The organism is Halomonas sp. (assembly GCF_033549285.1).
In the GTDB taxonomy this organism is placed as follows: Bacteria; Pseudomonadota; Gammaproteobacteria; order Pseudomonadales; family Halomonadaceae; genus Halomonas.
Genome location: NZ_JAWSUJ010000109.1, coordinates 1 through 13,170, shown reverse-complemented (window position 1 = coordinate 13,170; position 13,170 = coordinate 1). Strand labels below are relative to the sequence as shown.

11 protein-coding genes are annotated in these 13,170 nt (G+C 67.6%); 4 read left to right on the top strand and 7 right to left on the bottom strand.

Annotated features, from left to right (window positions below; genetic code table 11):
- Window positions 1-100: 100 nt before the first annotated feature.
- The 7 genes from SCI24_RS18330 to puuE form a co-directional block, all read right to left on the bottom strand.
- A complete protein-coding gene (locus tag SCI24_RS18330) occupies window positions 101-1,441 on the bottom strand; it encodes a glycerate kinase (RefSeq protein ID WP_318726746.1) in 1,341 nt (446 codons plus the stop codon).
- Between the two features lie 199 nt (window positions 1,442-1,640).
- Window positions 1,641-2,528, bottom strand: coding sequence for a 2-hydroxy-3-oxopropionate reductase (locus SCI24_RS18325; protein WP_318726745.1), 888 nt, complete (start codon window positions 2,526-2,528; stop codon window positions 1,641-1,643).
- A 39-nt stretch (window positions 2,529-2,567) separates the two neighbouring features.
- Window positions 2,568-3,344: a hydroxypyruvate isomerase gene (hyi, locus tag SCI24_RS18320; RefSeq protein WP_318726744.1), complete on the bottom strand. Its 777-nt coding sequence runs from the start codon at window positions 3,342-3,344 to the stop codon at window positions 2,568-2,570.
- A gap of 50 nt (window positions 3,345-3,394) precedes the next feature.
- A complete protein-coding gene (gcl, locus tag SCI24_RS18315; RefSeq protein WP_318726743.1) occupies window positions 3,395-5,170 on the bottom strand; it encodes a glyoxylate carboligase in 1,776 nt (591 codons plus the stop codon).
- Between the two features lie 194 nt (window positions 5,171-5,364).
- Window positions 5,365-5,850, bottom strand: a complete 486-nt coding sequence (locus SCI24_RS18310) for an ureidoglycolate lyase (protein WP_318726742.1) — start codon at window positions 5,848-5,850, stop codon at window positions 5,365-5,367.
- A gap of 151 nt (window positions 5,851-6,001) precedes the next feature.
- Window positions 6,002-6,835 (bottom strand): bifunctional allantoicase/(S)-ureidoglycine aminohydrolase, encoded by an 834-nt coding sequence (locus tag SCI24_RS18305; RefSeq protein ID WP_318726741.1) that lies wholly within the window; start codon window positions 6,833-6,835, stop codon window positions 6,002-6,004.
- A gap of 229 nt (window positions 6,836-7,064) precedes the next feature.
- Complete coding sequence (gene puuE / locus SCI24_RS18300) at window positions 7,065-8,003, bottom strand: allantoinase PuuE (protein WP_318726740.1); 939 nt, start codon at window positions 8,001-8,003, stop codon at window positions 7,065-7,067.
- 407 nt (window positions 8,004-8,410) lie between these two features.
- Between puuE and SCI24_RS18295 the strand changes: the two genes are divergently transcribed.
- From SCI24_RS18295 to SCI24_RS18280, 4 genes are all read left to right on the top strand, one after another.
- Complete coding sequence (locus tag SCI24_RS18295; protein ID WP_318726739.1) at window positions 8,411-9,157, top strand: aspartate/glutamate racemase family protein; 747 nt, start codon at window positions 8,411-8,413, stop codon at window positions 9,155-9,157.
- Window positions 9,158-9,300: 143 nt separating this feature from the next.
- Window positions 9,301-10,686, top strand: a complete 1,386-nt coding sequence (locus SCI24_RS18290; protein WP_318726738.1) for an NCS1 family transporter — start codon at window positions 9,301-9,303, stop codon at window positions 10,684-10,686.
- A 54-nt stretch (window positions 10,687-10,740) separates the two neighbouring features.
- Complete coding sequence (locus SCI24_RS18285) at window positions 10,741-12,210, top strand: NCS1 family nucleobase:cation symporter-1 (RefSeq protein WP_412930167.1); 1,470 nt, start codon at window positions 10,741-10,743, stop codon at window positions 12,208-12,210.
- A 157-nt stretch (window positions 12,211-12,367) separates the two neighbouring features.
- Entirely contained in the window at window positions 12,368-13,117 is a 750-nt protein-coding gene (locus SCI24_RS18280; RefSeq protein ID WP_318726737.1) for a FadR/GntR family transcriptional regulator, read from the top strand.
- The last annotated feature ends 53 nt before the right edge of the window (window positions 13,118-13,170 follow it).

Sequence of the window (13,170 nt, the reverse complement as noted above, 5' to 3'; positions counted from 1 at the left end):
ATCGCCTCGAGGACCCCCTCCCGGTCGCTGGCCGGGCCCAGGGTGGCGACGATCTTGGTGCGACGGATGGGGGTGTGGGGCGGAACAGGGAGCGGTCGGATCATGGGGTCCTCGGCAGTACCAGGATGGCACGGAAATCGTTGACGTTGGTGCGCGTCGGCCCGGTGACGATCAGGTCATCGAGGGCCGCAAAGAAAGTATACGCATCATTGCGTGACAGATATTCGACGGGGTCAAGGCCCCGGGCCCGGGCACGCGCCCAGTCCTCGGGCGAGAAGAGTGCCCCGGCATTGTCCTCGGAGCCATCGATGCCGTCGGTGTCGATGGCCAGGGCATGGATGCCCTCGGCACCGCGCAGGGTCTCGAACAACCCCAGCAGGTACTCGACATTGCGCCCGCCCCGGCCGTCGCCCCGCACGGTGACGCTGGTCTCGCCCCCCGAGAGCAGCAGCAGGGGGGCGCGGCGTCCGTCGCGGGCGGCCAGCGCCAGGCGTCCCTGGGCACGCCCCAGCTCCCGGGCCTCGCCTTCCAGGTCGTCGCCAAGCAGGCGCACCTCGAACCCCGCGGCCTCGGCAGCGTTGCGCGCCGCCTCGAGGGCATCCCGGGCCCGGGCGAGGATCTCGCTCGCGTCGCGGGCGAAGGCCGGCTCCCCGGGATGCGGGGCCGGGGCATCGGCCGCCAGGTGACGGCGCACCCCCGCGGGCACCGCGATGCCATGGCGCTCGAGGATCGCCAGGGCGCCGGCGGGCGTCGTGGCGTCCGGCAAGGTCGGCCCCGAGGCCACCAGCGAGGCCTCGTCGCCGGGCACGTCCGAGATCAGCCAGGTCAGCACCCGGGCCGGGTGGGCCGCCGCGGCCAGGCGGCCGCCCTTGATGGCTGAGAGATGGCGACGCACGGCATTGATCTCGCGGATCGGCGCACCGCAGCGCAGCAGGGCCTGGTTGATCGCCTGCTTCTCGGCCGGGGCGATGCCCGGTGCCGGCAGGCTCATCAGCGCCGAGCCGCCGCCGGAGATCAGCGCGATGACCAGGTCGTCCTCGCCCAGGTCGTCCACCGCCTCGAGCATGCACCGGGCGGCCCGCTCGCTCAGGTCATCGGGCATGGGATGGGAGGCCTCGAGGACCTCGATATGGCGACAGTCGCCACCCTGCCCTTGCGGGCCATGGCCCTGTAACCCATGGCCATGACGGGTCACCACCAGGCCCGCGAGGGGCGCCCGGGGCTGGCGGGCCTGCCAGGCGCGCTCGAGTGCCGCGGCCATGGCGGCGGCGGCCTTGCCGGCCCCCACCACGAGGGTGCGGCCGCGCGGCGGCGCGGGCAGCACGGCGGGCAGCAGGGCATCGGGATGGACGGCCGCCACCGCGTGCTCGGCCAGCTGCCGGAGCCAGGCCCGCGGCGTCTCGACCGGGTCGCGGGCGACCAGCGGCGTCAGGGTATTCATGGGGATCTCCTTCACGAAAAAGGCCCGGTGACGAGCGGGGTGCTTCAGGGGGAACCCGCCACCGGGCAAGGATCGCCGTCGGCGATCCGGCAGGCGACGACCCGACGCCTGCCGTCAGGGAGCAGTCACCTCCCTGTTGCCCGCCGGCTCGGGAGAGCCGGCGGGTAGAACTCACGACCTGTACAGGGGCACGAGCCCCTCATGCCTGGCCCACCTCGTGGTCGGCCAGCGCCTCCAGGGCCCGCAGGATGCCGGCATGGTCCCAGTCGGCGCCGCCGTGGGCGGCACAGGCCTGGAACAGCTGCTGGGCGTTGGCGGTGCCGGGCAGCGCCAGGTTGAGGCTGCGTGCCCCGTCCAGGGCCAGGTTGAGGTCCTTCTGGTGCAGGCGGACCTTGAAGCCCGGGTCGAAGGAGCGGCTGATCATCCGCTCGCCATGGACATCGAGGATCTTCGACTGGGCCAGGCCGCCGAGCAGCGACTCGCGCACCTTGGCCACGTCGGCCCCGGCCTTGGAGGCGAACAGCAGGCCCTCGGCTACCGCCTCGATGGTCAGCGCCACCACGATCTGATTGGCTACCTTGCAGGTCTGGCCGGCACCATGGCCGCCGATGTGGGTGATGGTCTTGCCCATCACCTCGAGGATCGGTCGGGCGCGCTCGAAGCCCTCCTCGGTGGCGCCCACCATGATCGTCAGCGCCGCGTTGATGGCGCCACCCTCGCCGCCGGAGACCGGGGCATCGACGTATTCGCCGCCGGCCTCGTGGATGCAGCGGGCGAAGTTCTGGGTGGCCAGGGGGGCGATGGAGCTCATGTCGATCACCAGGGTGCCGGGCCTGAGGCCCTCGGTGACGCCGCCCTCGCCGAACAGCACCTCCTCGACGTCGGGGGTGTCGGGCACCATGGTGATGATCACCTCGGCCTCGGCGGCCACCGCCGCGGGGGTCTCCACCTCACGCATGCCCTTGTCGGCGAGGGTGGCATCGAGGGTGCCACGCTTGACCGTCACCAGCTCATGGCCGGCGTCCAGCAGGTGGCCCGCCATGGGACGGCCCATGATGCCGAGGCCAATAAATCCGATCTTGCTCATGGTCTCTCTCCTGTTGTCATTGGGGTGTCGATAGGGTGTCTACCGAGTCGCGTCCAACCAGCCCAGCCCCTCCTGGGTGCCCGCCCTCGGCTTGTACTCGGCGCCGACCCAGCCCGTATAGCCCAGGCGATCGAGGTGCGCGAAGAGGAAGGGGTAGTGGATCTCGCCGGTGCCCGGCTCGTGGCGCCCCGGGTTGTCGGCGACCTGGACATGGGCGATGCGGTCGAGGTGCCTCTCGATGGTCGGCGCCAGGTCCCCCTCCATGATCTGCATGTGGTAGATGTCGTACTGCAGCTTGAGGTTGTCGCTTCCCACCTCATCGAAGATCGCCAGCGCCTGCTCGGTGTGATCGAGGAAGAAGCCCGGGATGTCACGGGTGTTGATCGGCTCGGCGATCAGCAGGATCCCTGCGGCCTCGAGCTTCTCGGCGGCGAAGCGCAAGTTCCCGACCAGGGTCTGACGGGCCTCGTCATCGCTCACGCCCTCGGGCTTGATGCCGGCCAGGCAGTTGACCTGGGTGTTGCCCAGCACGCGGGCGTACTCGATCGCCTGGTCGACGCCGCTGCGGAACTCCTCCACCCGATCCGGGTGGCAGGCGATGCCGCGCTCGCCGCCCCCCCAGTCGCCGGCCGGCAGGTTGAACAGCACCTGGGTCAGGCCATGGTCGTCGAGCTTCGCCTTGATCTCGGCCGGCGGGTAGTCATAGGGAAATAGGTACTCCACCCCCTTGAAGCCGGCCTGGGCGGCGGCCGCGAAGCGGTCGAGGAACGCCTCCTCGGTGAACAGCATGCTGAGATTGGCGGCAAACTTGGGCATATCGAACTCCTTGCGTCTTGCCTTCTGGATAGTGTCTCGACGAACCACGGTCAGACGGTGGCGGTGATGGCACTGGGGGCATCGGTGACACTCTCGGCCAGTTCCTCGAACTCGTTGATGGCATCGATCTCGGTGCCCATGGCGATGTTGGTCACACGCTCGAGGATCACCTCGACCACCACCGGCACCCGGTGCTCGGCCATCAGCTCCCGTGCCTGGGCGAAGGCCGGGCCGATCTGCTCTGGCCGGGTCACGCGCAGCGCCTTGCAGCCCAGCCCCTCAGCCACGGCAAGGTGGTCGACGCCGTACTCGCCCAATTCGGCGGCATTGACGTTCTCGAAGGAGAGCTGCACGCAGTAGTCCATGTCGAAGCCGCGCTGGGCCTGGCGGATCAGCCCCAGGTAGGCATTGTTCACCAGCACGTGGATGAAGGGCAGCTTGAACTGGGCGCCGACCGCCAGCTCCTCGACCATGAACTGGAAGTCATAGTCGCCGGAGAGGGCGACGATCTCGGCCTCGGGGTCGGCGCGCCGCACGCCCAGCGCCGCCGGGATGGTCCAGCCCAGGGGCCCGGCCTGGCCGCAGTTGATCCAGTGGCGCGGCTTGTGAACATGCAGGAACTGGGCGCCGGCGATCTGTGACAGGCCGATGGTGCTGACGTAGCGGGTGTTCGGGCCGAAGGCCTTGTTCATCTCCTCGTAGACCCGCTGTGGCTTGACCGGGACGTTGTCGAAGTGGGTCTTGCGCAGCAGGGTGCGCTTGCGCTCCTGGCACTCCGCCGCCCAGGCCGTGCGGTCCTTGAGGCGACCGGCGGCCTGCATCTCGCGGGCCACCTCGAGGAAGAGGTCGAGCGCCGCCCCGGCGTCGGAGACGATGCCGTAGTCCGGCCCGAACACCCGGCCGATCTGGGTCGGCTCGATGTCCACATGGACGAAGGTGCGCCCGCGGGTATAGGTCTCCACCGAGCCGGTATGCCGGTTGGCCCAGCGGTTGCCGATGCCCATCACGAAGTCCGAGGCGAGCAGGGTCGCGTTGCCATAGCGGTGGGAGGTCTGCAGCCCCACCATGCCGGCCATGAGCTCGTGGTCGTCGGGGATCGCCCCCCAGCCCATCAGGGTGGGGATTACCGGCACCCCGGTGAGCTCGGCGAATTCCACCAGCCGGTCCGAGGCATCGGCGTTGATGATGCCGCCGCCGGCCACGATCAGCGGGCGCTCGGCCGCCTGGAGCATGGCGATGGCCTTCTCGGCCTGGGCCCGGGTCGCCGCGGGCCGGTAGGCCGGCAGCGGCTCGTAGGTGTCCGGGTCGAACTCGATCTCGCTCATCTGCACGTCGATGGGCAGGTCGATCAGCACCGGCCCCGGGCGCGAGGAGCGCATCAGCTGGAAGGCGTGCTGGACGGCGCGCGGCACCTGGGCCGGCTCGAGCACCGTGACCGCCCACTTGGTGACCGGCCCGGCGATCGCCTGGATGTCCACCGCCTGGAAGTCCTCCTTGTGCAGCCGGGCGCGGGGCGCCTGGCCGGTGATGCAGAGGATCGGGATGGAGTCGCCCGAGGCGGAATAGAGCCCGGTGATCATGTCGGTGCCGGCGGGGCCGGAGGTGCCGATGCACACCCCGATGTTGCCGGCCTTCGTGCGTGTGTAGCCCTCGGCCATGTGCGAGGCGCCCTCGACGTGGCGGGCGAGGACATGGTCGATGCCACCCAGCTTGCGCATCGCGGCATAGAAGGGGTTGATGGCGGCACCCGGCACCCCGAAGGCGACATCGATGCCTTCCTTGCGGAGCACGTGAACGGCGGCTTCAGCGGCAGTCATGCGGGTCATGACGCTTCCTCCTGTGAGGGGATTGTTATTTTTTTGGAAAATATTTCTGTATACAGAGGCTAGGTAGCTCGCCGCGGGCCGTCAATATTTTATGAAAAATATTTTCATATTTTTTGATTCCAAAGAAATACCCAAGCCCGCTCAAGGGCTTGGGTATCAATAAAAGCAGCACATCACCCCGCTCGGGCGGTGCGTCAGAGGGTCACGCGAACCGCTACCGGATGCTCGTCGCAGTTGCTCCCCTCGCCGCCGCGGTCGACCACCAGGAACTCCCCTTCCCGCTCGAGCACCGACTGGATGGCATGCCAGGTGCCAGCATGGTAGTTGACCCCCTGGCGACCGTCTGTGACGAAGGCGCGCACCTCGGCGGGATCGATCCGGTCCCCCGGTGGTGCGACGACCACCACGAATCTTTCTTCGTGGAGCGGCATGAAGGCCTGGCTACCCAGCGGGTGGCGCTCCAGGAAGTCCAGTTCCAGCGGTATCGCTACCGGCTGGCTGACGAAGATGCTGATCAGCGTCCTCGCCTCCTCCCCCAGCGTCTCGACCCTCGCCAGGTCGTGGTAGCGCCGGGTGCGCCCGGCGTTGATGGGAAACCAGTCCGCGACGCGGGCGTCGATGACGTCGCCGAAGGGGGCGAAGGCCTCGGCGGTCAGCGGTTCGGCTTTCAGTTCCAGCATGTCAGTCTCCAATCCAGAACAGCCATATATCGGGGCTTACCCGGGGACAGGCCTGTTCGGGGGCGCTGTGAACCCCTCCCTGGGCGCTACCGATGCCATCCCTGGCATAGGACCCCCTCCAGACCTGTCCCCGGCGCCCCTCTCGTGGGTATCAGCGACCACCCAGGCGCAGCTTGGGGTGGCGATTGACGTCCTTGTAGAGCAGGTAGCGGAAGGGCCCCGGGCCGCCGGCGTAGCAGGCCTGGGGACAGAAGGCGCGCAGCCACATGAAGTCGCCGGCCTCGACCTCCACCCAGTCCTGGTTGAGGTGGTAGACCGCCTTGCCCTCCAGCACATAGAGGCCGTGCTCCATGACGTGGGTCTCGTCGAAGGGGATCACCGCGCCGGGCTGGAAGGTGACGATGTTGACGTGCATGTCATGGCGCACGTCGGCCGGGTCGACGAAGCGCGTGGTCGCCCAGCGTCCCTCGGTGTCCGGCATCTCGTTGGGCGCGATGTCGTTCTCGTTGACCACGAAGGCCTCGGGCACCTCGATGCCCTCGACCCGCTCGTAGGCCTTGCGCACCCAGTGGAAGCGCACCGGGGCCTCGGCCTCGTTACTCACCTGCCAGTCACTGCCCGGCGGGAGGAAGGCGTAGCCACCGGGCACCATGCGGTGGCGCTCGCCGGCCAGGGTCAGCACCATCTCGCCCTCCACCACGAAGAGCACGCCCTCGGCCTCGGGGTCGAGTTCGGGACGTTCGCTGCCGCCACCGGGGGCGACCTCCATGATGTACTGGGAGAAGGTCTCCGCGAAGCCGGAGAGCGGGCGCGCCAGCACCCACAGCCGGGTGTTCTCCCAGAAGGGCAGGTTGCTGGTGACGATGTCGCCGAAGACGCCCTTGGGGATGACGGCATAGGCCTCGGTGAATACCGCCCGGTCGGAGAGCAGCTGAGTCTGGGGGGGATGCCCACCGACGGGAGCGTAGTAGGTACGTGGTTTCATGGGGTGTCCTGAAAAACGTTGGGGCCGAAAGCCGTGCCATCGTAGACATCGCGCGAGGCTGTTCCGGCGACAGGTCTACGAGGGGGCGCTGTGAACCCCTCCCTGGGCGCTACCGATGCCATCCCTGGCATAGGACCCCCTCTACGACCTGCCCCCGGCGCCTCTCGCTTCGGGCAGCGGCAGTTCAAAGACTCACCAGGATGGCACTCACCCTAGCGTGCGATGTGACTCAGCGCGCCGGTGCCGGATGATGCTCCGCCCAGTGGCGGGCGATATCCACCCGGCGTGCCACCCAGACCCGGTCGTGGGCCTCGATATGGTCGAGGAAGTGCTGCAGGGCGCGGAAGCGGCCCGGGCGGCCCAGCAGGCGGCAATGCATGCCCACCGAGAGCATCTTGGGCGCCTCCTCCCCTTCGGCATAGAGCACATCGAAGGCGTCGCGCAGGTAGGTGAAGAAGTGATCCGCGGTGTTGAAGCCCTGGGGCGCGGCGAAGCGCATGTCGTTGCTGTCCAGGGTATAGGGGACAACCAGGTGGTCGTGCTCCACGCCCTGGCTGTCCGCCTCGCGGGTCCAGAACGGCAGGTCGTCCCCGTAGTAGTCGCTGTCGTAGAGGAAGCCGCCCTCGTCGAGCACCAGCCGGCGGGTGTTGGGGCTGTCGCGGCCGGTATACCAGCCCAGCGGCTTCTCGCCATAGAGGCGCTGGAAGATCGCCATCGCCTTCTGCAGGTGCTCACGTTCGACCTCCTCCGGCACCTCCTGGTAGTGGATCCAGCGGTAGCCGTGGCAGGCGATCTCGTGGCCCAGCTCCTTGAAGGCGTGGGCCACCTCGGGGTGGCGCTCCAGGGCCATGGCCACGCCGAACACGGTGAGCGGCAGGCCGCGGCGCTCGAACTCGCGCAGGATGCGCCACACCCCGGCCCGCGACCCGTACTCGTAGATCGACTCCATGCTCAGGTGGCGATCGGGGAAGGCGGGGGCACCGATGATCTCGGAGAGGAACTGCTCGGAGCCCTCGTCGCCATGCAGCACGCAGTTCTCGCCACCCTCTTCGTAGTTGAGCACGAACTGCACGGCGATCCTCGCCCCGCCCGGCCAGTTGGCGTGGGGCGGGGTGCGGCCGTAGCCGATCAGGTCTCGGGGATAATCGGATGAGCGGAGGTGCGTCATGGCGAAGCGTCCTGGTTGTTCTGGCACCTTTCTCCGGCAAGGGAGCCGGAGTGCGGCGCATATCGTGTATACAATACAAAGATAGAGTGTACCCATGTCATCCGCAACCCCTCACCGATGGCCGGAACGATGATTCGCACTAGTCAGGCCTCGACTCTCGCATCTTGTATACTTAACTCTCTTGTAAATGCCTTCATACGCACGCCAGCCGTGACCACATACCGCGCCTGGATACGGGAGACATTTGAGGACTTCACCTGACAAAAATCTTAACTATATGATTTTTATGGCTTAAATTTCCGCTCGCGGTGCTACACATCCGGACTTGCGGCCTATGCTCGCGCAGGCTATTTTGTGTACAAAGACAAACTATCTTGTTCACGAAATAGCCCAGGAGAGCCCGCGACATGCACATCCGCGTCATCAACCCTAATACCAGCGCCGAGATGACGGCGACGATCGGCGAGGCGGCGAGCCGCATCGCCTCTCCCGGTACCCGCGTCTCCGCGCGCCATCCCGACCATGGGCCGGTCTCCATCGAGAGCCACTTCGACGAGGCCGTCAGCGCAGTGGGCGTGCTCGAGGAGGTGCTGGCCGGGGAGCGCGAGGGCGCCGATGCCTACGTGATCGCCTGTTTCGGCGACCCCGGCCTGCTGGCCGCCCGCGAGCTGACCCGGGCGCCGGTGATCGGTATCGCCGAGGCCGCCTTCCATATGGCCACCCTGGTCAGCACCCGCTTCTCCATCGTCACCACCCTGGGGCGCACCGGCATCATCGCCGAGCACCTGCTCGAGCAGTACGGCTTCTCCCACCACTGCCGGCGGGTGCGTGCCGCGGAGATCCCGGTGCTCGACCTGGAGGAGAATGGCGATGCCGCCCTGGTGCGCATCATCGACGAGTGCCGGCGGGCCCGCGACGAGGACAACATCGGCGCCATCGTGCTGGGCTGCGGCGGCATGGCCGACCTGACCGGCACCATCAGCCGCGAGGTCGGCCTGCCGGTGGTCGAGGGCGTCACCGCCGCCGTCAAGCTGGCCGAGGCCCTGGTCGGCCTGGGGCTTTGCACCAGCAAGCATGGCGACCTGGCCTTCCCCCGACCCAAGCCCTTCACGGGGCGCTTCGAAGGCTTCTCCCAGCTGACGCCGGAGCGCTGAACGGCACGCTTCGTGCATCGATAACCGTAACGAACAACCACAACGCATCGCGCCACAGGCGCACGCCACGCCGCAAGCCTTCCACGGCAGCCGCCTGCCGGAAGACAACCACAAGCACAGAAACGACTTGCGAGGACATCACCATGAGTCATCCCACTCCTGACAGCACGGCCGCGGCCGCGGGGCTCGCCGCCTCCCTCTCACCCGCCGCCGACCGCGGCACCAAGGCCCCCGGGGAGGAGTCACTGGCCCCGCAGCGAACCCGGATCATGGGGCGCGGTTCCTACTTCCTGGCCTGGTTCGGCGGCTGCGTCTCCATCGGTACCTTCACCATGGGCTCCAGCGTGGTGGGCACGCTGAACCTGATCCAGGCGACGCTCGCCATCGCCATCGGCTGCTTCGTGATCGGCATCGCCCTGGCCATCAATGGCGCCGCCGGCTACAAGTACGGCATCCCCTTCATGGTGCAGGCACGAAGCGCCTTCGGCTTCACCGGGACGCGGCTGCCGGGCCTGGTACGCGCGGTGCCGGCGGTGGTGTGGTACGGCTTCCAGAGCTGGATCGGCGCCGGGGCGCTGAACATGGTCTCGGCCACGCTGTTCGGCTTCGACAACCTGGTGTTCTTCTTCATCGCCTTCCAGCTCCTGCAGATCGGCCTGTCGGTGATGGGTTTCCAGGGCATCAAGTGGCTGGAGAACATCGGCAGCGCCTTCATCCTCGCCTCGCTGGTCTACATGTTCTACAGCACGGTGGTGCGCTACGGCGACGTGCTCTCCGCCAACCTGCTGACCATGGAAGGCTCCTGGGGCCTGCCCTTCTGGGGGGCGACCATGCTGTTCCTGGGCATCTACAGCACCATGATGCTCAACGTCGGCGACTATGCCCGCGAGCACAAGACCGGCACCGGCCAGGGCATGCTGACCACCATCTACGCCATGTCGATCCTGCCCTGCACCCTGTTCATGGGCCTGATCGGCTTCATGGTCTCCGAGGCCACCGGCGTCGCCGACCCCATCCAGGTGTTCGCCAACGCCGTGGACAACACCCCGCTGCTGATGACCACCCTGCTGTTCATCGCCTTCGCCCAGGTCACCACCAACGTGCTCAACAACGTGGTGCCGCCGACCTATGTGCTGATGGACGTCTTCAAGATGAAGTTCCGCACCGCCACGGTGCTGGTCGGCCTGCTGGCCTTCGCCACCTTCCCCTGGAAGCTGGTGCAGCCGGACTCCGCCGCCGGCCTGCAGCTGTTCGTGCAGACCTACTCCGCCTTCCTCGGCCCGATCTTCGCCGTCCTGGTGGTCGACTACTACCTGATCCGCCGCCGCACCCTGGACCTGGGCAAGCTCTATGACGAGAACGGCCCCTACCGGGGCGTGAACCTGGCCGCCCTGGCCGCCACCGGCGTGGGCATCGTCGCCGCCCTGACCTTCTCCTCCATCTCCTGGTACGCCAGCCTGATCCCGGCCAGCCTCACCTACTTCCTGCTGATGAAGCACTGGGCCCCCTGCCAGCGCTTCTGCCAGTAAGCACGGCACGACGGCGCGACCGCCTCCGGTCGAGCCGCCCGAGCAACCATGACAATGGTGACCGCGATGAAAGAGAGCGAACTGGACATCCAGACGATCGACCCGACGCTTTACAACGAGGACCTGGCGCCGCTGCCACATAGCAAGCGCAGCTGGGGTGCCTTCGAGATCTTCAACGTCTGGTCCAACGACATCCAGAGCCTGTTCGGCTATACCCTGGCGGCCTCGCTGTTCCTGACCTACGGGCTGAATGGCTGGGCGGTGATGGCCGCCATCATCCTCGCCGGCGTGATCGTGATGTACCTGGTCAACCTGACCGGCAAGCCCAGCGTGAAGTACGGCATCCCCTTCCCGGTGATGGTGCGCGCCAGCATGGGGGTGCGCGGGGCCAACCTGCCGGCGATGCTGCGGGCCATCATCGGCATCTTCTGGTACGGCGTGCAGACCTATTTCGCCTCCACCGCCGTGGCCCTGCTGATCACCGCCTTCGTCGGTGCCGGCGACGGAAGCACCTTCCTGGGCCTCTCCGCCGTGGCCTGGCTCTCCTTCGTGATCGTCTGGCTGTTCCAGATCGCGATCTTCTGGCAAGGCATCGAGCGCATCAAGCACTTCCTCAACTGGGCCGGCCCGCTGGTCTATGTGGTGATGGTGGTGCTGATGATCGTGGTGTGGTTCCAGGCCGGCAGCGACCTGCTGCCCGCGGTGAGCACCATCTTCAGCGCCGATACCGAACGCTCCGGCAGCGCCGTGGGCGCCTTCCTCGCCATCGTCGGCACCATGGTCGCCTACTTCGCCGCGGTGGTGATCAACTTCGGCGACTTCACGCGCTTCGTGAAGACCGAGCGCCAGATGAAGCTCGGCAACCTGCTGGGGCTGCCGCTCAACGTGGCCTTCTTCTCGTTCATCGCCCTGATCATCACCGCCGGCACCCTGGTGCTGTTCGGCGACGCCCTGACCAACCCGGCGGACATCGTCGAGCGGGTCGACTCCCTGCCGCTGACCATCGTCGCGGCGCTGACCTTCTTCGCCGCCACCGTGGGCATCAACCTGGTGGCCAACTTCATCCCCCCGGCCTACGACCTGGCCAACCTCTTTCCCAGCAAGATCAGCTTCAAGGTGGGAGGCCTGATCACCGCCGTGCTGGCCTTCTTCGTCGGCGCCCTCTGGGTCTCGCTGATCAGCCAGATCGGCGTGCCCGGCTTCGTCAATGCCCTGGGCGCGGTCGTCGCCCCCTTCTACGGCATCATCGTGGTGGACTACTATCTGGTGAAGCGCCAGCACCTGGACATGCAGGAGCTGTTCTCCTCGGCACCGGGCAGCGCCTACTACTACGTCAAGGGCTGGAACCGGCGCGCACTGCTGGCCTTTGGCGGCGCCGCGCTGTTCTCGATCTCCACCGTGCTGGTGCCGGCGCTCTCCGGCCTCGAAGGCTACGGCTGGATGATGGGGGCTGCCCTGGGCGGGCTCTTCTACTTCGGCCTGATGCAGAGCCAGCGCCCGGTCGCCGTCACCAGCGGCACCTGAGACGCGCCCGCCCCGCACGACGCGCCCCGGGCCATGGTCCGGGGCGCGTCCTTTTGTACTCTTCCGTTCGACGTTGGATGCCTGTCCCGACAACCTTCTCCTTGCAAAATGTCTGACATTACTTACTATAAGGTCAGATATTCTGCCGGAACCGATGATGCTCGATGACCTTGTCCTCCCCGCCGATGGCGGCGCCCCGGCCCTGGCCGCGGTCCTTGCCCGCGCCATCCTCTCGGGGCAGCTGCCGGCGGGGACCGCCTTCCCGCGGGAGAAGGACCTCTGCGAACGCTTTTCCGTGAGCCGCAACCGGGTGCGCAACGCCCTGGCCAGCCTGGTCGCCACCGGGCTGGTCGAGCGCACCGCGGGGCGCGGCAGCCGGGTACGCGAGGTCACCGACTGGCACCTGCTCGATCCCCTGATGAGCGACTGGCTGGCCGGGCTGGAACGTCCCGACCCGCGCCTGGTCCACGAGATCTTCGCCTTCCGCCTCTCCGCGGAGCCTCAGGTGGCCGAGCTGGCCGCCCTGTCGGCGGACGGCCGTGACCTGGCGCGCCTGGAGAATGCCTTCACAGGCATGCGCGACACCGCCGGCGTCGGCATGCACCAGCAGCACGCCGAGCACGACGTGGCCTTCCATGATGGCATCTACCAGGCCACCCACAACCTGGTGTGGCGCCAGATGGGCCACCTGTTGCGCCCTTCCATCATCGCGCTGATCCAGCACTCCCAGCATCAGGCCGACTCCCTGGAGGACAGCCTCGAGCGCCATCGCCGGGTGATGGAGGCGATCCGCCTGCGCCAGCCGGAGACCGCTCGCCGGGCGGCCCGGGCGGTGCTCGAGCGCACGGCGACGGACCTGGGACTGATCCCCCATCCCACTCACCCTACCGAAGGACACCCCGCATGAAGATCACCCGACTCAAGACCTGGCAGGTGCCGCCGCGCTGGCTGTTCCTCAAG

Excerpts from the sequence above, each read along its gene's own strand:
- SCI24_RS18330 (WP_318726746.1), bottom strand. The coding sequence starts at position 1,441 with ATGAATACCCTGACGCCGCTGGTCGCCCGCGACCCGGTCGAGACGCCG.
- SCI24_RS18325 (WP_318726745.1), bottom strand. The coding sequence starts at position 2,528 with ATGAGCAAGATCGGATTTATTGGCCTCGGCATCATGGGCCGTCCCATG.
- hyi (WP_318726744.1), bottom strand. The coding sequence starts at position 3,344 with ATGCCCAAGTTTGCCGCCAATCTCAGCATGCTGTTCACCGAGGAGGCG.
- gcl (WP_318726743.1), bottom strand. The coding sequence starts at position 5,170 with ATGACCCGCATGACTGCCGCTGAAGCCGCCGTTCACGTGCTCCGCAAG.
- SCI24_RS18310 (WP_318726742.1), bottom strand. The coding sequence starts at position 5,850 with ATGCTGGAACTGAAAGCCGAACCGCTGACCGCCGAGGCCTTCGCCCCC.
- SCI24_RS18305 (WP_318726741.1), bottom strand. The coding sequence starts at position 6,835 with ATGAAACCACGTACCTACTACGCTCCCGTCGGTGGGCATCCCCCCCAG.
- puuE (WP_318726740.1), bottom strand. The coding sequence starts at position 8,003 with ATGACGCACCTCCGCTCATCCGATTATCCCCGAGACCTGATCGGCTAC.
- SCI24_RS18295 (WP_318726739.1), top strand. The coding sequence starts at position 8,411 with ATGCACATCCGCGTCATCAACCCTAATACCAGCGCCGAGATGACGGCG.
- SCI24_RS18290 (WP_318726738.1), top strand. The coding sequence starts at position 9,301 with ATGAGTCATCCCACTCCTGACAGCACGGCCGCGGCCGCGGGGCTCGCC.
- SCI24_RS18285 (WP_412930167.1), top strand. The coding sequence starts at position 10,741 with ATGGTGACCGCGATGAAAGAGAGCGAACTGGACATCCAGACGATCGAC.
- SCI24_RS18280 (WP_318726737.1), top strand. The coding sequence starts at position 12,368 with ATGCTCGATGACCTTGTCCTCCCCGCCGATGGCGGCGCCCCGGCCCTG.